The organism is Empedobacter sp. EJD.6dd (genome assembly GCF_057369435.1).
The window spans coordinates 842,838-866,293 of sequence record NZ_CM170667.1 but is presented as its reverse complement, the minus strand read 5'-3'; the positions used below and the strand labels follow the sequence as shown (position 1 = coordinate 866,293).

Annotated in this window: 18 protein-coding genes; 7 read left to right on the top strand and 11 right to left on the bottom strand. The window is 30.2% G+C overall.

The annotated features are described in order from the left end of the window. Window positions 1–10: 10 nt before the first annotated feature. A complete protein-coding gene (locus tag AC2I98_RS04030) occupies window positions 11–850 on the bottom strand; it encodes a GNAT family N-acetyltransferase (RefSeq protein WP_486413344.1) in 840 nt (279 codons plus the stop codon). Window positions 851–1,438: 588 nt separating this feature from the next. On the opposite strand from AC2I98_RS04030, the gene AC2I98_RS04025 reads away from it, so the two are divergent. Together AC2I98_RS04025 and AC2I98_RS04020 are read left to right on the top strand one after the other, a co-directional pair. After that, complete coding sequence (locus tag AC2I98_RS04025) at window positions 1,439–2,764, top strand: DcaP family trimeric outer membrane transporter (protein ID WP_486413343.1); 1,326 nt, start codon at window positions 1,439–1,441, stop codon at window positions 2,762–2,764. A gap of 15 nt (window positions 2,765–2,779) precedes the next feature. Continuing rightward, on the top strand, window positions 2,780–4,162 hold the full coding sequence (locus tag AC2I98_RS04020) for an MFS transporter (protein WP_486413342.1): 1,383 nt from the start codon (window positions 2,780–2,782) through the stop codon (window positions 4,160–4,162). 128 nt (window positions 4,163–4,290) lie between these two features. Here AC2I98_RS04020 and AC2I98_RS04015 read toward each other — a convergent pair whose 3' ends face one another. The 3 genes from AC2I98_RS04015 to AC2I98_RS04005 form a co-directional block, all read right to left on the bottom strand. Continuing rightward, entirely contained in the window at window positions 4,291–4,578 is a 288-nt protein-coding gene (locus AC2I98_RS04015; protein ID WP_019975917.1) for an HU family DNA-binding protein, read from the bottom strand. Window positions 4,579–4,710: 132 nt separating this feature from the next. Continuing rightward, entirely contained in the window at window positions 4,711–5,652 is a 942-nt protein-coding gene (gene fmt / locus AC2I98_RS04010; RefSeq protein WP_486413341.1) for a methionyl-tRNA formyltransferase, read from the bottom strand. Window positions 5,653–5,654: 2 nt separating this feature from the next. Beyond that, a complete protein-coding gene (locus AC2I98_RS04005) occupies window positions 5,655–7,517 on the bottom strand; it encodes a RecQ family ATP-dependent DNA helicase (protein WP_486413340.1) in 1,863 nt (620 codons plus the stop codon). Between the two features lie 43 nt (window positions 7,518–7,560). Between AC2I98_RS04005 and AC2I98_RS04000 the strand changes: the two genes are divergently transcribed. Next, window positions 7,561–8,238, top strand: coding sequence for a hypothetical protein (locus tag AC2I98_RS04000; RefSeq protein WP_486413339.1), 678 nt, complete (start codon window positions 7,561–7,563; stop codon window positions 8,236–8,238). A 42-nt stretch (window positions 8,239–8,280) separates the two neighbouring features. Here the strand turns inward: AC2I98_RS04000 and AC2I98_RS03995 are convergent, their stop codons facing one another. The 3 genes from AC2I98_RS03995 to AC2I98_RS03985 are packed head-to-tail and all read right to left on the bottom strand — an operon-like array spanning window position 8,281 to window position 11,875. Further along, the gene (locus AC2I98_RS03995) at window positions 8,281–10,323 is read right to left on the bottom strand and encodes a S9 family peptidase (RefSeq protein WP_486413338.1); all 2,043 of its coding nucleotides are present in this window, start codon (window positions 10,321–10,323) and stop codon (window positions 8,281–8,283) included. A 36-nt stretch (window positions 10,324–10,359) separates the two neighbouring features. After that, window positions 10,360–11,109, bottom strand: a complete 750-nt coding sequence (locus tag AC2I98_RS03990; RefSeq protein WP_486413337.1) for a hypothetical protein — start codon at window positions 11,107–11,109, stop codon at window positions 10,360–10,362. A 7-nt stretch (window positions 11,110–11,116) separates the two neighbouring features. After that, window positions 11,117–11,875, bottom strand: coding sequence for a hypothetical protein (locus AC2I98_RS03985; protein WP_486413336.1), 759 nt, complete (start codon window positions 11,873–11,875; stop codon window positions 11,117–11,119). A 220-nt stretch (window positions 11,876–12,095) separates the two neighbouring features. Between AC2I98_RS03985 and AC2I98_RS03980 the strand changes: the two genes are divergently transcribed. Both AC2I98_RS03980 and fsa read left to right on the top strand, forming a co-directional pair. Then, on the top strand, window positions 12,096–12,848 hold the full coding sequence (locus AC2I98_RS03980; RefSeq protein ID WP_486413335.1) for an SDR family NAD(P)-dependent oxidoreductase: 753 nt from the start codon (window positions 12,096–12,098) through the stop codon (window positions 12,846–12,848). Between the two features lie 84 nt (window positions 12,849–12,932). Then, window positions 12,933–13,589 carry a fructose-6-phosphate aldolase gene (gene fsa / locus AC2I98_RS03975; protein WP_125349844.1) on the top strand — a complete coding sequence of 219 codons (657 nt, stop codon included), beginning with the start codon at window positions 12,933–12,935 and terminating at the stop codon, window positions 13,587–13,589. Window positions 13,590–13,976: 387 nt separating this feature from the next. Here fsa and AC2I98_RS03970 read toward each other — a convergent pair whose 3' ends face one another. The 3 genes from AC2I98_RS03970 to AC2I98_RS03960 all read right to left on the bottom strand — a co-directional run bounded on the left by AC2I98_RS03970 (window position 13,977) and on the right by AC2I98_RS03960 (window position 17,018). Next, the gene (locus tag AC2I98_RS03970) at window positions 13,977–15,080 is read right to left on the bottom strand and encodes an endonuclease (RefSeq protein ID WP_486413334.1); all 1,104 of its coding nucleotides are present in this window, start codon (window positions 15,078–15,080) and stop codon (window positions 13,977–13,979) included. A 111-nt stretch (window positions 15,081–15,191) separates the two neighbouring features. Beyond that, window positions 15,192–15,716: a hypothetical protein gene (locus tag AC2I98_RS03965; protein ID WP_486413333.1), complete on the bottom strand. Its 525-nt coding sequence runs from the start codon at window positions 15,714–15,716 to the stop codon at window positions 15,192–15,194. A 21-nt stretch (window positions 15,717–15,737) separates the two neighbouring features. Continuing rightward, window positions 15,738–17,018: a UDP-N-acetylmuramoyl-tripeptide--D-alanyl-D-alanine ligase gene (locus tag AC2I98_RS03960; protein WP_486413332.1), complete on the bottom strand. Its 1,281-nt coding sequence runs from the start codon at window positions 17,016–17,018 to the stop codon at window positions 15,738–15,740. A 172-nt stretch (window positions 17,019–17,190) separates the two neighbouring features. Between AC2I98_RS03960 and AC2I98_RS03955 the strand changes: the two genes are divergently transcribed. After that, the gene (locus tag AC2I98_RS03955; RefSeq protein ID WP_486413331.1) at window positions 17,191–17,715 is read left to right on the top strand and encodes a GNAT family N-acetyltransferase; all 525 of its coding nucleotides are present in this window, start codon (window positions 17,191–17,193) and stop codon (window positions 17,713–17,715) included. Window positions 17,716–17,779: 64 nt separating this feature from the next. Here AC2I98_RS03955 and gldJ read toward each other — a convergent pair whose 3' ends face one another. Then, the gene (gldJ, locus tag AC2I98_RS03950; protein ID WP_486413330.1) at window positions 17,780–19,414 is read right to left on the bottom strand and encodes a gliding motility lipoprotein GldJ; all 1,635 of its coding nucleotides are present in this window, start codon (window positions 19,412–19,414) and stop codon (window positions 17,780–17,782) included. Between the two features lie 158 nt (window positions 19,415–19,572). Between gldJ and porU the strand changes: the two genes are divergently transcribed. Continuing rightward, window positions 19,573–23,454 (top strand): type IX secretion system sortase PorU, encoded by a 3,882-nt coding sequence (gene porU / locus AC2I98_RS03945; RefSeq protein ID WP_486413329.1) that lies wholly within the window; start codon window positions 19,573–19,575, stop codon window positions 23,452–23,454. Window positions 23,455–23,456: the final 2 nt, after the last annotated feature.

Sequence of the window (23,456 nt, the reverse complement as noted above, 5' to 3'; positions counted from 1 at the left end):
GCTTTTTAAATTATAATTCTTTTTTCATTTCATATTGTTTGTCATACAATTCTAATCCCAATGATTGAATAAAATCATTTGTAGAAATTTCTCGATCGTCAACATTAATCATTTTGATTTCTTTATTTTTCAAATCACTGAATAAAATAGAAGCCAAATAGCGGTTTCTATAATCATGATGAACACCAAATTGATAAATACGTGTATTGTTTTTATTAATGATTTTGTAAGCGACTAAAATTCCATCTTCATAAATTCCATTAATTTGACAATCGTTGATAATATTTTTCACACTTTGAATATCATTTTTCCAAGTAGGTTTTATATCCCAAAAATTTTCGCCAGTAATCAAATCCAAATCGTTAAATTCGACAATTTCATGAAGTGGATTTACAACTAGAATAGGAACTCCTTTATAGCTATTTAGCATTCTTGTTTTTTCAAAACCACATGCTTCATATGCATTGATAGCAAAATCATTTTTAGTATTAACCTCTAAAAATATATTTTTCACCTGATTTTCTTTTAATTTTGGAAAACTAAAATCTAACATTTGTTGGGTGATTTTTTTTCCACGATGCTCTGGACAAACTCCAGTTCCGCCAATATAAGCAGTTTTTACATCGTTATAATTTCTTATTCCATAAAGTAAAAAACCAATCAATTTTCCATCAATACTTGCACCTACAGAATAATCAAGATTGATGTCTTCCATTTTCAATTTACCTTGAAATTGCTCACTCGAAAGTTGAATAGAAACGTAGTAATTTTGATAAGAAAGATTATACAAAGCCGATAATTCTTCCAAATCTACATTAGATAATGAATGTATTTTAATGTTTGTTTGCATAGTTATAATTTGCAAAGCAAAAATAGCCCCAACATTTAATTTTTTTCTAAAAAAAATCTTAAAAAATTAACTTGTATTAAATATTATTTCAAGTTATGATTCCGAATTTAATAAAGAATAGCTTCATTTAATAATACTGACTGAATAATTATACATAAATTTTATGTATATAATAGAAGTGAGGAAATATTATTAGCAAATAAACTTTTTTTAATGATTTAACATAAGCTTATTATTGAGAATACTGAATAAAATTCTGTATTCAATAAATTTGCATACATTTTTAAAATTAAAACTACGAGAGAAGATAAATTTCTCCTCATTTGTTGAAATCCCTATTCTTCTCTCGATTTTTTTTTAAAAATTGAAAAAAAGAATATACCTTATAAGTGTATTTCATACACTATCATTAATATTGGATTCATAATTATAGTTTCTGATTCTATTTCCAAAATAATTATTTCGTAAAAAAACCATTCAATTTTAAATAATTTGATAAAGTTGAGATATTTTATTCATAAATGAATAACGAACATTTGTTAGTTTTTATCTTTTGATTATTTTAGTCGTTCAAATTATCACAAAAAAATGAGTAAGAAATTAACAAAATTGGCTTGTCTAGCCTTGTTTTGCAGCTATACCTATGTCTCTGCTCAAGAGAATATAAAAGATAGTGTGGTTGTAGAAAAAATAGAATTTAAGCAACCAAAAGAGAATAAAGAGAAGGTTGATGTGCAGTTTTATGGATTTATTAGAAATGATATTTTTATGGATACACGTCAAATGATTGGAGCAGGAGAGGTTTTGGTTCCGCTTTATCCAAAAGATAGATTGTTGGATGTAAATGGAGCAGATATTAATGATGCTTCTAAATTTCATATGTTGTCAATAGTCTCGAGAGCTGGTATTAACTTAAAAGGATCAGAATTACTTGGTGCTAAAACTTCTGGAATTTTAGAAGGAGAATTTTTTGGAGCAACAGAAGGAGGGATTAACGAATTTCGTTTGCGACATGCTTATGTGATGTTAGATTGGGAAAAAACTCAATTGGGAATAGGACAATATTGGCATCCTTTTGTGGTTTTAGAAGCTTTACCAAATGTTGCTAATTATGGCACAGGTGCCCCTGTTTATGCGTTGAATAGAAATCCACAAGTTCGTTTAACTCATAAGTTAACAGATAAGCTAAAAGTAATTGCTGCTTTACATTCTCAACGAGATTTTACTCCGAATACAGAGCCATTTCGAAATAGTGGAATGCCAGCAGCCCATCTTCAGTTAAAATATAAATCACAAGTTTTTACTGCCGGTATTGCTGCTCAGTACGAAAACTTAAAACCAAAATTATCTTCAGGTAATCCACCAATAAAGTCGAATGAACGTGTAGAAAATGTTTCGTTTATGGCTTATTCAAAATTGAATACAAAACCATTACAAGTTACTGTTACAGGATATTTGATGCAAGATGCCTCTTCTTTTGTTCAACTTGGAGGAATTGTTGGATATCAAACAAGTCCTACAGCGGTAGAAACATATAAACCAATGAATACACATAGTATGTGGATTGATTTACAACAAAACTCTAAAGGTAAATTTTCGTTTGGTTTATTCGCTGGTTATGTCAGAAATAACGGTGTAAAAGATCCAGTAGAAGGAGCAATTGCATCAACATCTTATGGTGTAACGACAAATTGGGGCGCAATTTCGGCAACTCCAGGTACACGTACTGTAAATTATTTGTACAAAGTAGTTCCTCGTTTAGATCTTACCTTAAGCAAAGCCTTAAAATTTAGATTCGAATATGATCGTAGTACTGCGCAATGGGCAGATGCGACGATAAAAGGTACGGGAACCGAAAACAAATATTTAGCAAATAACAATAGATTTCAACTTACAACATTATTTAACTTCTAAAATCACACAAAAAACATGAGTACAAATACATTAGATACTTCGCAAACAGTTGCGAAGAAGGATAATATTTTCCAAATTATTTTAGCATCATCTGTCGGAACATTAATAGAATGGTATGATATGTTCTTGGCAATCATCTTAGCAAGTGTACTTTCTACACAGTTATTTCCTAATGACGGATCTTCCCATTTCTTAGAAACTTTAGCAGTTGTTGTTTCTTCATTTATGTTTCGTCCAATTGGCTCTCTAATTTTTGGAAGTATAGGTGATCGTATTGGTAGAAAATATTCGTTTTTAGTTTCATTAATTATGATGGGAGCAGCAACATTCTTGATTGGTTGTATTCCAACTTTTGATAGTGTAGGTTGGTTTGCTCCTGTTTTATTATTGTTTTGCCGCATTATGCAAGGACTTGCAATTAGTGGAGAATATGCAGGTGCGGTAATTTATGTAGCAGAACATGCGCCAGCAGAAAAGCGAGGATTTTATACAGGATTTATTCAAGCAACTGTTCCAATTGGATTATTATTATGTTTAACAGTTGTTTTCTTAACACAATCATTTTTATCAGAAGAAGCTTTTGCAAGTTTCGGATGGAGAATTCCATTTTTATTTAGTGGAATATTAGTGATTTTGAGTTACTTTATTCGTCAACGTTTACATGAAAGTCCAATTTTTGAGCAACTTAAAAAAGAAGGTAAAACCTCAAAAACTCCAATTAAAAACGCTTTTACAACTCCAGGAAATGTAAAATTGATGTTGAAAGCAATTTTTGGTGGAAATGCAGCACAAAGTACAATTATGCAAACAACATTATTTGTTACGCTATTCTTCTTACAACGCGCAGTTAATTTACCATACGAAACAGTTTTAATAGTGGTTTTATGTTCTACATTATTTAGTTCATTTTTCTATCAATGGTTTGGAGCATTAAGCGATAAAATCGGGCGTAAACCAGTTATGTTAGGAGGAATGATTTGTAGTTTTATCTTAATTCCATTATCATTTTTCTTGTACATGAAATTAGGAAATCCAGAAGGATTGAAAGAAGTTCATGATATTTCGAATTTAGCTGTGGTTGGAATTGTTGTGGTGAGCTTGATTACATCAATCGCTGGAGCAGCAACATATGGTCCGCTTGGAGCTTTTATGTTAGAAATTTTCCCAACAAAGATTCGATACACTAGTATGGGGTTTGCACAAAATATGGGAAATGGATTTATTGGAGGAGCGACAACTTTTGTAACAGAATTAATTAAAAGTACAATTATTGTTTCGGCAGCTATGTCGCCTTATATCGGATTAGCTTATCCATTGATATTAATCTTTATTGCGATTTTAGTGAATTACTTTACAATTCCAGAAACGTACAAAACAGATTTAACAGAAGATAATTAAATCAATATTAGATAAAATGTAAAAATCCTTCAAGTATTCTTGAAGGATTTTTTTTGAGGAATTAATAATATTTCAAGGCATAAAAAAAATCCACTCAAACGAGTGGATTTTTTATTGTATCAGAAATATTATTTTTTCTTTTTTGTATCAACTGCTCCTGATAATTCAGATCCAGCTTTAAATTTAGCTACTGTTTTAGCAGCAATTTTAATTTCTTTTTTAGTTTGTGGGTTGATACCTGTTCTTGCAGCTCTCTCAGAAGTTGAGAAAGTACCGAATCCTACTAAAGCAACTTTGTCTCCTTTTGCTAAAGCTTTAGTTACATTTTCTGTAAATGAGTTTAAGGCTTTTTTAGCAGCTTCTTTAGAAATTCCAGCGTCAGCTGCAATCGCATCGATAAGTTCTGATTTGTTCATAGTTGTAACTTTTTAAATTAATTTATACACAAATATACTCTTTCCCTTTATTTGTGCAAGTTTCAAGGCAAAAAAAATTAATGTTTTTTGCATTTTTTTACAAATCTGTGTCAAAAATCAGTAAATAAGGACTTATTTTACGAATAAGGTATCCTCGTTTTGATGTCCATTGATAAAATCTTTTGCAAGCATACGTCGTTTTCCTTCTGGCTGAAGTTCTAAAATTTCGTAAACTCCTTGAGGTAGTTTTACATATAAATTATTCTTCTGTAAAACCAATTCAAAATTATCAGCCTCTAAAGTTAAATCAGTTTTCAAACCACCATATATTTTTAATGATTTATAATTTTCGTCATTACCAAATGTTGTCCATGCACATGGATAAGGAGAAAGCCCTCTGATTTTATTGTGAATGTTTGTAATAGAATCGTTCCAATCAATTTTACAATCATCTTTGAAAATTTTTGGAGCATGTTTCAATTCTGTTGTTTCGTCTTGTGGATGCGGTTTTAATGAATCATTTTCTAAACCATTCAAAGTTTTCACAACTAATTTCGCACCGATATGCATCAATTCGTCATGAATTTTTCCTACATTGTCATTTTCTCCAATGGCAACTTTATCAGAAATTAAGATGTTTCCAGTATCAATCTTTTCATCAATTAAGAAAGTTGTCACACCTGTTTCTTGATCGCCATTCATCACAGCCCAATTGATAGGAGCTGCACCACGATATTGTGGAAGAAGTGAACCATGAAGGTTAAAAGTTCCTTTCGAAGGAATAGACCAAACTACTTGAGGAAGCATACGAAATGCAACTACAACAAAAACATCAGCATTCCAACTTTTCAAAGTTTCGATAAAAGCTTCGTCACGTAATTTTTCTGGTTGAGCTAAAGGTAAATTGTGTTCTATTGCATATTTTTTGACATCAGAAATGTTCATTTTTTGCCCTCTACCAGATGGTTTATCTGGAACAGTAACAACTCCAACTATTTCGTGATGACTATTTGTATTGATTTCATTCAAAGATGTCGCCGCAAATTCGGGCGTACCCATAAAGACTACTCGCATTTTTATTCTATTAGTTTATAAGAATCGAATCCAATTGGTTGAACTCGCATTTCGTCTATCAAATATTGTAATTCTTCGACGATTTTATCTTTTGGCGAATTTATGAATTTTGAAAGAATTTCGGCTTGTGTTTTCTCACCTTCTTTCAAATAGTTAATCAAATCAGTCAAATTAAAATCTATCGATTGTTTTTTTGATTGACAGATATCGCATTTACCACAATTTTCGTCTGTTTTTTGATTAAAATACCCAAACAATAAGCGTTCTCTACAAATTGTATGTTGTTCAGCGTAATAAGCCATTGCTTGCAAACGTTTCCAATTATTTACTTGAATTGATTCAAAATCTTTCCACAATTTATTTTTAAAAGCATTGGAATCCCTAGGAACAAGAAATCTAAAACGCGCTAAAAATCGATCCGAATAATCAATCGTTCCATTTTTAGCATAATCGTGTAAAGAATTTCTAATATCGCCAATACTCATATGTAAATCGAACGCCATTTTACTTTCAGAAATCTCTTTGTTGTAGGTGTAAATTCCGGGATAATGACGTTGTAAATAATCAAAAATTCGGTTTTCATTCAAATTAATCGAATGTGGTGAACTTAAAATTTGAAGTGTACTATTTTGAGTATAATTTTTTTGTTGTATGATTTCTTTTGTATTTAGAAATTCTAAAAACTGAAGAACCATTTTTAGATTTAAATTAAATTTTTCTGAAAATTTCGGAATATCTAATTGATAATTCATCTCTGTCAATTCTCCTTCAGCCAATTGTAATTGACTAAACAAACAATTAGAGATTTTAATAAAATCTTGTTGCGATGGTAAATTCGCTTTGAAAATATTTTCTGACTGAATTCGATCATCAGGATTATAAAGATAAATTCCGTAAGCTTCTTGTTCATCACGTCCCGCGCGACCAACTTCTTGATAATAAGCTTCGATTCCTTGCGGTAAATCGACATGGAAAACAGTGCGAACATTTGGTTTATCGATTCCCATTCCAAATGCATTTGTCGAAACCATGATACGCGAATTACTCAACGTCCAATCTCGTTGTTTTTGCTCTTTTTCGTCTTTGGTTAATTTAGCATGAAAATAATCTGCATCAAAACCATTTTGACTTAAAAAGTTTGCAATTTCGTATGTCAATTTTCTATTTCGAACAAAAATAATACTCGAACCAGGATATTTTTTCAAATAATAAATCAAATCCTTTTTCTTGTCAGAAGAAAGAAAAACATTGTAGGATAGATTTTCTCTTTTTAAAGAAGATTTAAAAATATTAGGATTTTTAAGCTCAAGTTTTTCAATTATTTCTTGTTGAATTTTTTCCGTTGCAGTAGCTGTCAATGCTAAAATAGGAACATTTGGAAGAATGGTTTTTAATCTCGAAATGCGATGATATGCAGGACGAAAATCATGTCCCCATTCCGAAACACAATGTGCTTCATCTACAGCAAGTAAACTAATATTGATTTGTTTTAATCGCTCAATAAAAAGTCTACTTTGTAAACGTTCTGGCGAAACATATAACAATTTTATTTTGTTGTTTTGACAATCGTCTAAAATCTTTCCAATTGTATTTTGATCGATTTCGTTGGTTATATAAGCTGTAGAAATTCCTTTGGATTGTAAATTTTGAACTTGATCTTTCATCAAAGCAATTAGCGGAGAAATAACCAATGTTAATCCATCAAGCATAATAGCAGGTACTTGATAGCAGATAGATTTTCCGCCTCCGGTCGGTAAAATTGCTACAGTATCTTTCCCTTCTAAAATACTCGAGATAATCTCTTCTTGAGGCTTTTTGAAAGAAGGATAGTTCCAATAATTGAAAAGAATTTCTTTTGGTGTCAAAAACAGATGATTTTATGTAAATTTAGTGAAATTAAAAGAATTAATGAAATCAATATTATATTTAGCTTTTCTGTTGTTTCCATATTTACTTTTTTCTCAGAAAAAAGATTCAATTTATAGTTTTATAGGAAAAGTGATTGAATCAAGAAAAGTTGATTATCATGAACATTACAATTTAAAGGATAAAATAACTAATTATTCATTGGAAATAGGTGAAATAAAAAATGATTATCAATTGATTCATAAAGCACCTATTTTAATGGATGAAATGTATGTAACAAAAGTAAAAGTTATAAAATGGTTGAATAATAATTTAGAAACAGATACAATAGAATTTGTTTCATTCGATCATTATGGTAAACCAGATTTTTTATCTGTAGATAATCCAATTTTATATTTAGGATTCAATAAAAAGAAAAAAGAATATTATCAATATAAATATCAATTTGACATAGCATATAAAGTAAAAGGAGAATGGTTAGGTATTTATTATTATCGAGATATATACATTACAAAATACTTAGCAAATTTAAAAACTATCTCAGTTAAAATACCATATATATTACCAGAAAAATTTAATATTAATAATAAAGAACAAAGAGAAAAATATTTTCCTGAATCATTATATGAAATTAAAAAAAATAGGAAAACATATTTGAGAAAGTTATATAAAGTAACAGATTTAGCAAACGTTAGAATGAATAGTTTGACTTTAAGATAAATTTGAATTTAAAAAACCACTCTAAATAGAGTGGTTTTTTAATTATTCTGTAATCCCTTCTAACATAAATAAGAAAGCATCTTCTTTTGCATCTTCTTTCAATGACTCGAATCGACCAGAAGCACCACCGTGTCCTGTATCCATATTCGTATCTAAAAGTAGAATGTTATCATCTGTTTTTAAATCTCTTAATTTCGCCACCCATTTTGCAGGTTCCCAATATTGTACTTGTGAATCGTGTAAACCTGTCGAAACATAAATGTTTGGATAGGCTTTTGCTTCCACATTATCGTAAGGCGAGTAAGATTTCATATAGTCATAATATTCTTTTTCGTTTGGATTTCCCCATTCGTCATATTCTCCTGTTGTTAATGGAATAGAATCATCTAACATTGTTGTTACAATGTCAACAAAAGGAACTTGCGCAATTACTCCATTGAATAATGTTGGCTCGTAATTAATCACAGCTCCCATTAACAATCCACCAGCTGATCCACCCATTGCATACAAATGCTTAGATGAAGTATAATTTTGTTGAATTAAGTATTTTGCAACATCAATATAATCGAAAAAAGTATTCTTTTTTTCTAACATTTTTCCATCCTCGTACCATTCACGACCAAGATATTGTCCACCACGAATATGTGCTATTGCATAAATAAATCCTCTGTCTAAAAGACTTAAACGAATTGAACTAAAATAAGGCTCGATTGTATATCCATATGATCCATATGCATAAAGTAGAAGGGGTGTTTCGGCAGAAAGTGGTGTATCTTTTCTACGAACTAAGGAAATTGGAACCATTTCTCCGTCGCGAGATTCTGCCCAAATACGTTCAGATATATAATTATTTTTATTAAAATCACCTAAAACAGTTTGTTCCTTTTTTACCTCAAATGTTTTATCATTCATATTGAAATCAATCACAGAAGAAGGTGTAGTGAGAGAAGTATAACCATAACGTAAAATATCTGTATCAAAATCTGGATTTGTCCCAATATTAGCCGTATATGTCTCTTCGTTAAATGGCAAATAATAATCAGTAGATTTGTTCCACGCTTTGATGTTCATCTGCAATAAGCCATTTGTGCGCTCTTCGATAACCAAATAATTCTTGAAAATTTCAAATCCTTCAATCAATGTATCTTCACGATGAGGAATCACATCAACCCAATTTTCTTGTTCTGTTTTTTCGACAGAAGTTTTCATTAATTTGAAATTGAATGCATCATCTTTGTTCGTCTGAATATAAAATGAATCACCAAAATGTTCCATGGAATATTCTAAATCACGTTCACGTTCTTGAAATATTTTAAATTCCGCATCAGGTTGATTTGAAGGAATATATCTATATTCATCTGAAACAGTACTTGAAGTTCCGATTATGATGTAATCTCTTGATTTTGATTTGTAAACATAGGCATTAAATGTGTCATCAGTTTCTTCAAAAACTAATACATCCTCTTCTTGTTTTGTACCTAATTTATGTTTCCAAATTTGATAAGCGCGTAACGTTTCATCCTTTCTTGTATAAAATAAAGTTTGATTATCCGCCGCCCAAACAGAACCTCCAGTTGTATTTTCTATTTTATCTGAAAGAATTTTTCCTGTCGATAAATCTTTAATCTGTATTGTATAAATTCGTCGCGAAACATGATCAACTCCGAAAGAAACCAATTGATTATTTGGAGCCATCGAAATTCCACCTAATTGATAATATGAATGACCTTCTGCCATTTTGTTTACATCAAAAAGAATCTCATCTGTATTATCTAAAGAATCCTTTCTGCGTTTGTGAATTGGATATTCTTTACCTTTCTGATATTCAGTCAAATACCAATAACCATTCAATTTGTAAGGAACAGACGAATCATCCTCTTTGATTCGTGCTTTCATTTCCTCAAAAAGCTTGGTTTGTAATATTTCTGTTGGTTGTAAAACAGCTTTAGTATATTCGTTTTCTTGATTTAAATAATCAATCACTTCTTTATTTTCTCGGTCGTTTAACCAATAATAGTTATCAATACGAATATCTCCGTGTTTTTCTAATTTTTGTTCTATTTTTTTAGCAATTGGTGCTTGCATTTTCTAAAATTTAAGGTGCAAAGTTAGTATAAAAACTTACTTTGTATAAGTTGTTGATGTCCAAGATTTATCACCTGTTTTATATTCGATGATGATAGTATTTCCGTTTACATAACCAATTGTTTGGTAGCTTCCTTTTAGAGAAATAACCGTAACATGATAAACATTTTGTTGAGAAGCAGGATAAAACTGTGCAACAACTTTCGAGTTATCTTGATCGATTAAAACAAATTCATTGTTATTAGTATTCGCCGTAATATAATTTTTGCCACCTAGTTTGTAAACATTTGTTGAGTTTTCAGGTTTTCCTGAATTATTTTGGACTATTTCTGGATTTTTACTAGTTTCATTTTTTTCAAGTTTAGTTAAAGGTAAATCTTTGGCATTTTGTTTACCAACTTGATTCATTGCAATTGACAATGATTCTTGATAACCTTTTGAAAAGTCTTTATCTTTAGAAGAGCCTTCGAAAGAGTTGATAGTCGTATTATTACAGTCAGAAAAAGTAACAATTAATTTATTTTTAAAATTGGTACTATTATTTTCAATATTTGCTTTGCTTGCTAAACAAGGATTAATTTGAACATCCAAAGGAACTGAATTTTCATTTACAATTTCGTAACCTTTCTTTTTTAACGCAATTTTCAAAGCAGAATTTAGTTGATAATCTTCTTTAGCAAAATCTACAAATTTTTGAGGTACGATTACATATTTAAAATCTGTTACATTTTGAGCTTGCAATGAAGTAAGCGCAAATAAAAACAAACCAGATAGTATATTTTTCATAAAAAGATTATTTAGCAGATAATTTAACTTCCTTCCATGTGTTACCATCCAAAATCTCATAAGAAACGCTATTACCATTGTTGTAACCGACAGAAGGATAACTTGAGTTTCCGTTTGTTACAGCTACTCTATAAATTCCATTTTTTAAAGTAGATTCAAATTTTGCAACAACTTGGTTACCATTTTCAGACATAATCATAAAACCACCATTTTGTAATTCAACTTTCTGGTAATTTTTTGTTCCATCTGTTAGTAAATTAGATTTTGTAATTTCAATGGCTTTAGGTTCAGGGATATAAACTACGTTAGACTCTGCTTTTGGTTTTTCTATTTTTGTCATAGGAATAGAAGCCTTCGCATTTTGTATTTTTAATTTATTAACTGCAAGTTTTAAAGCTTCTTGATAGCCCTTGTCAAATTCTTTAATTTTAGAGGTTCCATCAATTGTTTCAATATTTTTTTGTGCACAATCAGCAAAAGTTACTTCCAACTTATTATTCAAAAAACTCTTTACTTTCTTTACATCAGCATTCAAAGCTAAACAAGGATTTTCTATAACTTCTTGTGGCCAAGCAGATTTATCAGTCGCTAAAACTTCATATTTTTTTTGCGTCAATAAAAATCTTAATCGATTATTTAATTGAAATTCATCTTGATCAAAACTAGAAAATTTTTCTGGAACATTGATGTATTTGTAATCACTTATTTCTTGTGCATTTATAGTAGAAAAGCTACATAAAAGTAATGCTGCTATTAAATTTTTCATCTAAAAGTTATTTGAATCAAATATAGGAAAAGAACTTTTAAAACGAATTAAAACTATTGAAATCATTTAACAAGTAATCTGGATATTACTTTATTTTGAAAAAGAAAATAAATAAAGTTTACTCACTAAAAATTAGAAATTTTAAGAAATTATTATGTTACAATAAACTATTTATGCATTTTAAAATGAGTAACTTTAATAAAATTAAAATCATAAAATTATGTTACTATTAAAAGATAAAGTTGCGATTGTAACAGGAGCAGGTTCTGGAATTGGAAAAGCTGTTGCTGAGTTATATGCAAAAGAAGGGGCAAAAGTTGTTGTTTCTGATATTAATGAAGAAGGAGGGAATGAAGTTGTAGAATTTATAACAAAAAATGGAGGCGAAGCTATTTTTTTTAAAGCTGACACATCTTTACCTGAAGATAATGAAGCCTTAGTTAAAAAAGCTGTAGAGGTTTATGGAAAATTAGATATTGCTTGTAACAATGCAGGAATTGGAGGACCTGCGGAGTTGACAGAAAATTACCCTTTAGATGGTTGGAAAAAAGTAATTGATATCAATTTTAATGGTGTTTTTTACGGATGTAAATACCAATTGCAAGCAATGGAAAAAAATGGTGGCGGTTCTATTGTAAATATGGCTTCTATTCACGGAGCTGTTGCAGCACCAATGAGTTCTGCTTATACTTCTGCAAAACATGGCGTAGTCGGTTTGACGAAAAATATTGGAGCTGAATATGGTCCTAAAAATATTCGTTGTAATGCAGTTGGTCCAGGTTATATCATGACGCCTTTGTTATCAAATAATTTGAGCGCAGATTATTTAGAATTGTTAGTTACAAAACATCCAATCGGTCGTTTAGGACAACCAGAAGAAGTTGCAGAGTTGGTTTTATTTTTAAGTTCGGACAAAGCTTCCTTTATGACTGGTGGTTATTACCTTGTAGATGGTGGTTATACAGCGGTTTAAAATATTTTTAATCTTATCTTGAAGGATTGAATGGATTATTAGCATTTAATCCTTAATTTTGCTCAAACGAAATACAAACAAGCAATGAAATTTTTTATCGATACAGCTAATTTAGCTGATATTAAAGAAGCGCAAGATTTAGGAGTTTTAGATGGTGTAACAACTAATCCATCTTTAATGGCAAAAGAAGGAATTACAGGACAAGAAAACATTTTGAATCACTACAAAGCAATTTGTGAATTAGTGGACGGAGATGTTTCTGCAGAAGTAATTTCTACTGATTTTGAAGGAATGGTGAAAGAAGGAGAAGCTTTAGCGGCTTTAAATCCTCAAATCGTAGTAAAAATTCCAATGACAAAAGATGGTGTAAAAGCATGTAAATACTTTTCTACAAAAGGAATCAGAACTAATGTAACATTAGTTTTCTCTGTAGGACAAGCATTATTAGCAGCTAAAGCTGGTGCAACATACGTTTCTCCGTTCATCGGTCGTTTAGATGATATTTCTACAGATGGTTTAAATTTGATTGAAGAGATTCGTTTAGTTTATGATAACTATTTATATGAAACTCAAATTTTAGCAGCTTCAGTTCGTAACACAATGCATATTGTAAATTGTGCTAAAATTGGTGCAGATGTTATGACAGGACCATTATCGTCTATTTTAGGATTGTTAAAACACCCTTTAACAGATTCTGGTTTAGCTCAATTCCTTGCTGATTATGCAAAAGGGAACCAATAGAATAAAAATAGAATTTTCTATATATGAGTCGCTTAGTTTTAAGCGACTTTTTTTATGAATAAATTGTTTTAAAAAGGTTTATTTTATCAAGTTGATAAAAATAAAGTTAATTGATGTAAAAAACTATTTTATTATGAATAATATAAATATTCTATTCGTAATTTGCTAAAAGTATTAGAAACAAAAATATTCCTTATTAGTATGTTAAAACTGTTTATTTTGTTATCAGTCATACTTGGTATCCCTTTTTTATTAATTATGTTCCTTTACGGAAGTACTTTTTTCAAGAAAAATATCAATAATGACTAATAATTTTTTCCATTTACTAGAATAAAAAATCCTTCACTTGTATTAGCGAAGGATTTTTTTAATATGTTATTGTGTAATTTATTTAATTATAACTCGTTTGTTGATTTCCAATTGCGGACCAACAACTTTTATAATATAAACACCCGGATTTTTGAAATTAACTTCTACTTGTTTTTGATTCGAAGTATTTGGAACTTCATTAATCAGTTGTCCATTGAAATTAAATACTGTAACTTTTTGAATTGATTTAGCATTATTTTCAAGTTTTACAATCACAGAGCGATTAGTTTTGTTAAAAACAGAAACATCATCACGTTTTTGATATTCAAAATCTCCAGTACCTAAATTATCTCCCCATATTTTTTGAGCATATTCAGGATGATCAATAAATGGATTTCTGTTTTTTTGATATCTATAAACGATATTGTTAATGTCTTTTTCACGATCAGAAACTGGATCATTTATATGCCAAGTCATTAATATTTTCAAGAAAGTATCTGTAAATACTTTATCTTTCGTTCCGTTAAACATTGCATAAGACCAACCTTGAATTCCATTTTCTTGGTAACGAGTTGCGAAGTATAGATATGCACGAGCAATATCTCCTTTAAACTCATCAATTGGTTCGAATACAGTTCCAGAATAACCTGCTGAGTAACCAGAATTTACATTATTTCCTAATTTTGAGCCGTTTTTAGAAGTGTAAGTGGCTGATCCAACAACACCATGCGGGTAATTACTTCTCATGCCATTTACTTTACCGTCTGTAGGCCAAATATGTAAAGGATCTGAAACCATTGGAGAAGCTTTACTAAATACACTTTGAGGAATTAAATGCTCTCTGTTGTAACAATCACCTTCATTAGCATAATTTCCGCATTCTTTTTGACCTGGAATATAATTATAAGGATCTTTAGCCGTAGCATTTTCTGAGTAAATATCTAAAATTGTATTATCTTTTTCATAATATTTATCTTGAAAGCCATTGTCAGTATCTGTTTGTGTATATAATCCTTTTAAAGCATCATAACTCTTTGTGCTATGACCTTTAATTATATTATACAATTGAGTTTTTAGAGCATAACCACTACCTGTAGCTGTGTCATAATAATTAATAGGAGCTTGTGCGAAAAGATTAGCACCTACTAAAAAAATACTAAGTTGTAAAATTTTTCTTTTCATATAGTATTATATTTTAAAAAAGAGAATTAAGTTACAAGATATATCTTAATTCTTTTTAATTTATTATTAAATAATTGTAAATATTTATATTAAAATTTATTGATTGTTAAATTATTGTGCATAAGCTTTATAAATAATCAATGAATCTTGGATTTGTTTGTTCAATAATTTATATAAATCTGGTTGATTAAGTGAAACACCAGCAATCGATTTTAGTCTTTTCTGAAAATTTTTAGAACCTAAAGTAAATTTCGAACGATAAGAATCTTTGTCCGTAACTTTTTTGGTTTTTAATATTTCAAACTCTTTACGAATTTTTCTGGCATATAATTCAGATAAATCAAATTGAAGTTGCATTTCGTTTAAAATTCCAGTATGTTTCATCGAAATCCATGAATTATTTTCATCAAATCGATTGAAAACCTTTAAATCAGGAACTTCTCCATCTGTTTCTGCAATTTGCCAACCTAATTTTGATTCTAAAAAACCTTGTGGCACTTTCGTTTGAACAGGTTTTTTCTTAAAATTTTCAAAATTTAATTTTACATCTTTTTTCCACTCAATCATGGTTTGTGCTTGAACAGAATAGATTGTAAAAACAGAAAGTAAAATAAAAAAGTAGATTGATTTATTCATCAGAATTCAAGAGGATTAATGTTAAATATTTTCTAATAAATCAAGTCTCATGCCATGAGAACCTTTTATTAAAATATTTTGAGTTTTGATAGGATTTTCTTTCAAATATGCTTCAAAAGTAACACGATCATTAAACTTTATAACATTTGATTGATGCGAAATTGTTTCAGCAAAATTATGACCTAAAATAAAAATTTGATCAAAATTTAATTGCTCTGCTAAATCTAAAATTCTTTGATGTTCTCCTTTCGATTCTTCTCCAAGTTCAAACATATCACCAATTATGATTGTTTTAGAACCTTCAAATTTTACAAAATTATTCAACGAAGCTTCCATACTACTTGGATTTGCGTTGTAAGCATCCATGACAATTTTGTAGTTTTCTTTGTTGATAATTTGAGAACGATTGTTTGACGGAAAATAATTTTCTATTGCTTGCTGAATTTCTTTTGCTTCAATTCCGAAATATTGGCCAATAGCAATTGCGCAAGAAATATTACTGAAGTTATAATTTCCTGTCAAGTGGGATTGTATAGTTATGTTTTGGTATTTTACTGCTAAATATTCAGTCTCATTTTCGATTAATTCAACTTGTACATCAGCATTATTTTTGTACGAAAATGTAATTCGATTGATGTCAGAAGTTTTTTCAACTTGAATAGGATCATTCAAATTTACAAAAGCAGTTCTGTTATTTGCTCTTAGAAAATCATACAATTCAGATTTACCTTTAATCACTCCTTCAATTCCTCCGAAACCTTCTAAATGTGCTTTACCAAAGTTTGTAATATAACCAAAATCAGGCTGAGATATAGAAGCTAACAGTTCAATTTCTTTTTGATGATTTGCACCCATTTCTATCACTGCAATTTCTGTATCTTCTGGAATAGAAAGAATAGTTATCGGAACGCCGATGTGATTGTTTAAATTTCCGAATGTATAATGTGTTTTAAATTTCTCTTTTAAAACAGCTGAAATTAATTCTTTTGTCGTTGTTTTTCCGTTAGATCCTGTTAAACCAATAAAAGGTATTTTTAGATAATTTCTATAGGTTCTTGCTAAATCTTGTAGTGCTTCTAAAGCATTTTCAACCAAGTAAATATTTTGACTATTATTTTCAAACTCTTTCTCATCTACAATAGCCAACATTGCGCCTTGATTTATAGCTTGTTGTGCAAATGTATTTCCGTTGAAATTAGCTCCTTTTAAAGCAAAAAAGATGCAATCTTTTGAGATGTTACGTGTGTCTGTTGTAACGTTTTTCGATTTTAGAAATTGTTCGAATATTTCTGCTGTATTCATGTTATCTAAATAAAATAGATGAAAATTTCTTTCGTATGATTTACAAAGAAATTATTGTTATTATTTCGTACAAATATAAAATATATTGAGTCTTTTTTGTGATTTAAAGGAAGTATTTTGCGATTATTGCAAAATAATATAATATGAAATTATTTCCTTGATTTAGATAAGAATGAAAATAAAAGAAATTAACATCAATGAATTAGAAACTGAACGTTTGCTTCTGGTTCCTTTTACAATTGATATTTGCGAAGATATGCTGTATAATGATTATCGTATTTTGACTGAAAAAGGTTTCGTAAAAGGAAAAGATTGGCCAGATCAAGATATGATGGATACGGTACCTAAAATTATTCAGAAATTATTAATTCATAACTATGTGACAGGTTTTGAATCGTGGATGATTATTAAAAAAGATACGAAAGAAATTATTGGGGATGTCGGTTTTAAAGGTTTTAATGCAGAGGAAGAAAATGTCGATATTGGTTATGGAATAATTAGAGATGAAAGGAGGAAAGGTTATGCAGAAGAAGCATGTAGAGAATTGATAAGATGGGCTTTTTCTCAAGAGATTGTGAAGGAAGTGACGGCAAAATCTTTTTCGGATAATTTCAAATCAATGAATTTATTAAAGAAACTTGGTTTCGAAAATATATTAATTCACAATGGTTTTGCGTATTGGTCGTTGATTAAATAAGAAAACTATATTCAATAAAAAACTCGGTCATATGACCGAGTTTTTTATTTATAATGAAAGGATATTATCCTCTACGTTTACGTTTTGATTCGAAACTACCAGAGTATTCTTGTGCCACACGGAAACCAATCCAGTTTGTTGCACTTGCTTGATGTAAGTAACGTCTTTGCCCTGCATCGATCCAGTAAATAGGATCTTTCCAAGAACCACCTTTTACAACACGTGTTTCATCAGAAATATCAGAAGTACGTTTTGTTGTATCTTTTTCTAAGATTACACGTCCTTTTTCGTCTACTCTAAATTTACGTTGAGGTGCGTTATACATATCTTCTGTCGCTTGATCAGCAGATTTACCTTCTTCAACTCTTGGGTTAAGAGAAGAGTTAGGATCACCATCACGATAGTTTGTTAAATCGTATTGCGTTTGTTTTTTGTATGCTCCAGGTAAACCTCTGTAGACTAATTTACCATTGTCTAATGTATCATATTCTACGTTAGTTTCGTCATATTTTTCAAAACCTCCAGCTCCGTTATCGATGTTAGTTTTGAAAACATTTCCACGATAATAGTTAAAATCATTCGCTTCTTCATCAATAATTGGACGATAAACATCAGAAACCCATTCTGCAACATTTCCTAACATTCCATATAATCCGAAATCATTTGACGGATATTTACGAACATCACTTGTAATTGCTGAACCATCATTTCCAAATCCACCAATACCAGAATAATCTCCACGACCTTGTTTGAAGTTATCTAAATATTGACCTCTTTGAGCTCCTTTTGTTACTCTTAAGTTATTTTGAGCAACATCTTTTCCTTTGTATTCGTTGTATTCACGATTACCAGGTAAAGCCAAAGCTGCGTATTCCCATTCTGCCTCTGTAGGTAAACGGAAAGGTTGAACTTCTAATGAACCAGTTGCGCGATTTGCTTTTAAAATACGAGCATTTTGCGTTTTGATTTGATTCGCTCTCATTATTTTAGTCGAATCAATTGCTTCATTAACATTGGTGTCACCTAACTTATATTGTTCTGCGTTAAATGTTTTATTTCCGTAGTTATAATCCTCATTGTTGTAGTAATCTTTTGATAAGATTCCTTTATTCATCAAGGCTTTTTCGTTTGCACGATCCGTTAACCAATCGCAATAATTAACAGCTTGTAACCAAGAAATTCCTACTACTGGATAATAACTAAATTCAGGAGAGAATAGATAATTCTCAGTCGAGAAATCATCTCTTGATAATTGATTATTAAATACCGTTTCGTCTGGTAAAGCTCCATTATAGATGTCCTTGTACTGCGTGTCTTCTGGTGGGAAAACAACTTTTAGCCAAGTTAAGTATTCTTTGTATTCGTAGTTTGTAACCTCAGTTTCACCAATGAAGAAAGATTTTACTTGCATACGAACAGGAGAATTATTCCAGTCGTGTAACACGTCATCTTTCGTGATTCCCATTGTAAAAGACCCACCTTCGATGAAAACCATTCCAGGCCATGCTTTGATGTTTTCTTTCTTTTTACCTGAAAAAAACCAACCTTTACTATCGTTTGGTTTCCAACCTGTACGACTTGTGAAATTTTTTGTTCCACCTCCTTTTTTCTTACCTGAACTACTTGCACAGCCTACAAATACACTCATTGTAATGGCTGCAAGCGCAAGAGAAAAAATACGTCCTTTATTCATTTTCATAGAATATTTCTGGTTTTCAAATATTAAATTTAATGCAAATAAAAGCATTTGACATTAATCTTACAACGAAAAAATGCTTTATTTCTTGTATCTAACGCAAGAATTATTTTTTTATTTTACGATTGAAAATATATTTGCTAAAATAGCGTTTAACAGACATGAAGAAATATTTTATTTTAGTCGCAACTTTGCTTCAATTTCCTCAATTGTTTAGTCAAAATTACAAAATAAATTGGGAGAATAATCAAACAATTTCTTTGACGAATGGAAATAAGGTAAATGTGCCTTATTTTTCGAATAAAGATAATTATTTTGTTGGGGGATATTTTCTTCCAGAATTTGTGGTTGAATTAAGTTCAGTTAATCAAGAAGTTGAATTGGCGAATGTACAATATAGAGAAGTACAAAACGAATTGATTGATTTGGATACATCTTCTATTTCTGATAAAATTAATTTTTCTTCATATAACGTTATTGATAAAAATGGACAACAAAAACTAATTGTAAAAGTTGTTCCTTTTGTAAAACAGAATAATAAATTTCTGAAAATAGAATCGTTTTCTATCGTACAAAAACCAATTTCTTCTCAACGAAAATCAGGTACAAGATTTATTGATAATTCAACTTCAAGTGTTTTGAAATCTGGAGATTGGTATAAAATAAAAGTTTCCAAAGATGGAGTTTTCAAATTAGACAGGAGTTTCTTTACGAAGAATGGAATTCCAACCAATTTCAATCCGAAATCTTTAAAGATTTATGGAAATGGTGAAGGTCGTTTGATGGAAAATTTAACGATTGGCAGAAAAGGTTCATTGAATGAAATTCCGATCAAATTTGTTGGTGGAGATGATGGAAGTTTTGACAACAATGATTACGTGTTGTTTTATGCAAAAGGACCGCATCAATGGTATAGAGACAATACCACAACTTTAAGTAATGTAAAACTTCGTTATAATTTGTATGATGAATCAGCCTATTATTTTATTAGTTTCAATGGCAGTGATGGGAAACGTGTGCAAAATAGTTCATTAACTGGTTCACCTGTTAAAACATTTTCGACATTTGATCATTTACAATTTAACGAAAAAGATTCGATTAATTTAAATGGACTTGGTCAAATTTGGGTTGGAGAAAATATTGGATTAAAAGATGGTTTTAAAAAAACATTCAAAGCAAATTCTATTGTAAATGGAGGTGAAGCATATTTGCGTTACGCTGTTGTAGGGAAAAATTCTAATAATAATTATTCTATAAATGCTGATGGTCAAATATTTTCTGGAAGTTTTGGAAATAATGAGTTTTCAAGAATTGAATCAGATCAAACAATTTCTTTATCATCAAATAATATAGATATTTCGGTTTCTTCTACTGGAACAAATCCGTCAGGTTTAGCTTATTTAGATTATTTGCAATTGCGTTTCAAAGATAATTTAACGTATAATAATGAACAATTTACGTTTAGATTTTTATCTGACTATTCTAATCCAATGAATGCATTTACATTACAAAACTCTTCAAATGTTAATGTTTGGAATGTTTCTGATATTCATCAAATTTCAAATCTTCAGCCAGAAAGCGGTTCTTATAAATTTGAGAATTCGCCACAAAATCAGTTTGTTGCTTTTAAAGATGAAAATGCATACAATGACGCAAAATTTGTAGGTCGTGTAGCGAATCAAGATATACGAAGTTTAGTTGATATAAATTATGTTGTGATTACGCACCCAAAATATTTGGATCAAGCACAACGTTTGGCAAATTTCAGAAAAGAACATGATAAAATAAATGTTGCTGTTGTAACAACAGATCAAGTTTACAATGATTTTTCATCTGGAAGTCAAGATCCAATTGCAATTCGAGATTTCTTAAAGTTCTTAAAAGATAATCAAAGTCCAAACTTAGAGTATGCTGTTTTATTTGGTGCAACAACCTATGATCCTAAAAATAGAATTAAAGATTTTATCAATTACATTCCAACTTTTACAGATGAACCTTCTTTGAATATAGACGCAGCAATTGCAACGGATGATTATTTTGCAATGTTAGATAACAATGTAAAAATATTAGAGAATAATATAGATAACTCAAATAACACATCTAAAACTTATTTATATGATGCTCGCTGGTTTAAAATAGCAGTTGGTCGTATAGCAGCTTCTAACACTATTGAAGCCAAGGTTTTGGTAGATAAAATTATTTCATATTATGATAAAGTTCAAGGAAAAGGATCATCTTATGGTGACTGGAGAACTAAAGTTGTAGCGGTTACGGATAATGATAACAATGTTAATACTCCAAATTTTGACTTATCTATAGACAATGAGTTTATTAAAACTGAGAATCAAATTTATACGGTAAATAAAATATATAGTGGAGCACATCAACCTGAAAGTACTTCTGCTGGTGTTCGCTATCCAACAGTTAATCAAGCAATTTTGAATGGAATCGAATTAGGCTCAAATTTCTTGATGTATTATGGTCATGGAGGACCACGAAGTTGGGCGCAAGAACGAATTTTAACTGCAGAAGAACTAACAAGTTTATCTAATTTTAATGCGGCCTATTCTCGTTTACCTATTGTTACAACTGTTACGTGTGATTTTACGATTTGGGATTTACCGCAATATAACTCAGCTGGAGAAATGATGTTGAAAAATGCAAATGGAGGAGCATTATCAATGATTACGACGAATCGTCCTATTGGAACAGGTTATGGTGATACAATGAATCAGTATTTGATTCAAGAATTTTTCAAAAAAGATGGTTTAGAAAATCAAACGATAGGAAAAGCATTAAATCAAGCTAAAAAGAGTTTTTCTCCTTCTCATACCAATAACAAAAGTGTAAGTATTCTTGGCGATCCAATGTTAGCTGTTCATCGTCCTCAACAGGATATTGAAATTTTAAGCATCGAAAATAAAAAGGGTGTAGATATTTTAGGAGGAGGAAAATTACAAGCGTTAGATTTTGTAACGATTAAAGGAAAGATTAATCAACTCACTTCAACTTCTATTGATAATACATTTTCGGGTAAAATAGCAGTTAGCCTTTTCGAGAAAGAAGAAATTAAAACTTTGTCAAGTGAAGGGAGTAATAATGTTGGTAAAACATTCAAAACAGAAGATAAAACAATATATAAAGGAACAGGAAAAGTAGTAAATGGTGAATTTACGATACAATTTTATGTTCCGAAAGATATTAATTATGAAGATGGTGAACGTAAAATAAAATTCTACGCTTGGGATGAAAAAGACGGAAAAGATGCTTCTACATTAGAAACGGTTTCTATGGAAGGAATCAATGATGAAGGTCTTAATGATGATGAACGTCCTCAAGGGAAATTATATATGAACAATCTTCATTTTGCAAATGGTGGAATTACAGATCGTTCGCCATATTTAGTTGGTTGTTTAACAGATAATACTGGGATTAATGCAACGGGATCAAGTATTGGACATGATATTGTGGCAACAATAGATGGTAAAGTACAAGATGCTTATGTTTTAAATGAATATTATGACGGAGGTGATGCTAACCCTTGTGTCAACAAAAATTTCGAAGATTATCAGAAAGGACAAGTGATGTATCAATTAAAAAACCTAGAACTTGGTCAACATATGGTAAATCTTAAATTTTGGGACATCAACAATAATTCGAATACTGCCACGTTAGACTTTGTAGTAATGGAAAATGGTACAGGACAATTGCATATTGATAAATTGTTAAATTGGCCAAATCCATTTACTAAAAACACATTTTTTCATTTTGAGCATAACTGTGATTCTGAGTTAGATGTAATGGTTCAGATTTTTACAATCTCTGGTAAATTAGTTAAAACTATTCGTCAAACTGTTTCAGCAGAACCTTTCCGAGAAGGATATCGAACAGGAAAATACGCGATAGAATGGGACGGATTAGATGATTTTGGTGACAAAATAGGAAAAGGTGTTTATATTTACAAGGTCAATGTAAAAGGTGTTGATGATACTGTTTGTAAAGGATCAGCAGCAGCAGTAGAGAAACTTGTCATTTTAAAATAATA

Bases quoted from the DNA above. Each gene is read 5' to 3' on its own strand.
- AC2I98_RS04030 (WP_486413344.1), bottom strand. From the start codon at position 850: ATGCAAACAAACATTAAAATACATTCATTATCTAATGTAGATTTGGAA.
- AC2I98_RS04025 (WP_486413343.1), top strand. From the start codon at position 1,439: ATGAGTAAGAAATTAACAAAATTGGCTTGTCTAGCCTTGTTTTGCAGC.
- AC2I98_RS04020 (WP_486413342.1), top strand. From the start codon at position 2,780: ATGAGTACAAATACATTAGATACTTCGCAAACAGTTGCGAAGAAGGAT.
- AC2I98_RS04015 (WP_019975917.1), bottom strand. From the start codon at position 4,578: ATGAACAAATCAGAACTTATCGATGCGATTGCAGCTGACGCTGGAATT.
- fmt (WP_486413341.1), bottom strand. From the start codon at position 5,652: ATGCGAGTAGTCTTTATGGGTACGCCCGAATTTGCGGCGACATCTTTG.
- AC2I98_RS04000 (WP_486413339.1), top strand. From the start codon at position 7,561: ATGAAATCAATATTATATTTAGCTTTTCTGTTGTTTCCATATTTACTT.
- AC2I98_RS03995 (WP_486413338.1), bottom strand. From the start codon at position 10,323: ATGCAAGCACCAATTGCTAAAAAAATAGAACAAAAATTAGAAAAACAC.
- AC2I98_RS03990 (WP_486413337.1), bottom strand. From the start codon at position 11,109: ATGAAAAATATACTATCTGGTTTGTTTTTATTTGCGCTTACTTCATTG.
- AC2I98_RS03985 (WP_486413336.1), bottom strand. From the start codon at position 11,875: ATGAAAAATTTAATAGCAGCATTACTTTTATGTAGCTTTTCTACTATA.
- AC2I98_RS03980 (WP_486413335.1), top strand. From the start codon at position 12,096: ATGTTACTATTAAAAGATAAAGTTGCGATTGTAACAGGAGCAGGTTCT.
- fsa (WP_125349844.1), top strand. From the start codon at position 12,933: ATGAAATTTTTTATCGATACAGCTAATTTAGCTGATATTAAAGAAGCG.
- AC2I98_RS03970 (WP_486413334.1), bottom strand. From the start codon at position 15,080: ATGAAAAGAAAAATTTTACAACTTAGTATTTTTTTAGTAGGTGCTAAT.
- AC2I98_RS03965 (WP_486413333.1), bottom strand. From the start codon at position 15,716: ATGAATAAATCAATCTACTTTTTTATTTTACTTTCTGTTTTTACAATC.
- AC2I98_RS03960 (WP_486413332.1), bottom strand. From the start codon at position 17,018: ATGAATACAGCAGAAATATTCGAACAATTTCTAAAATCGAAAAACGTT.
- AC2I98_RS03955 (WP_486413331.1), top strand. From the start codon at position 17,191: ATGAAAATAAAAGAAATTAACATCAATGAATTAGAAACTGAACGTTTG.
- gldJ (WP_486413330.1), bottom strand. From the start codon at position 19,414: ATGAAAATGAATAAAGGACGTATTTTTTCTCTTGCGCTTGCAGCCATT.
- porU (WP_486413329.1), top strand. From the start codon at position 19,573: ATGAAGAAATATTTTATTTTAGTCGCAACTTTGCTTCAATTTCCTCAA.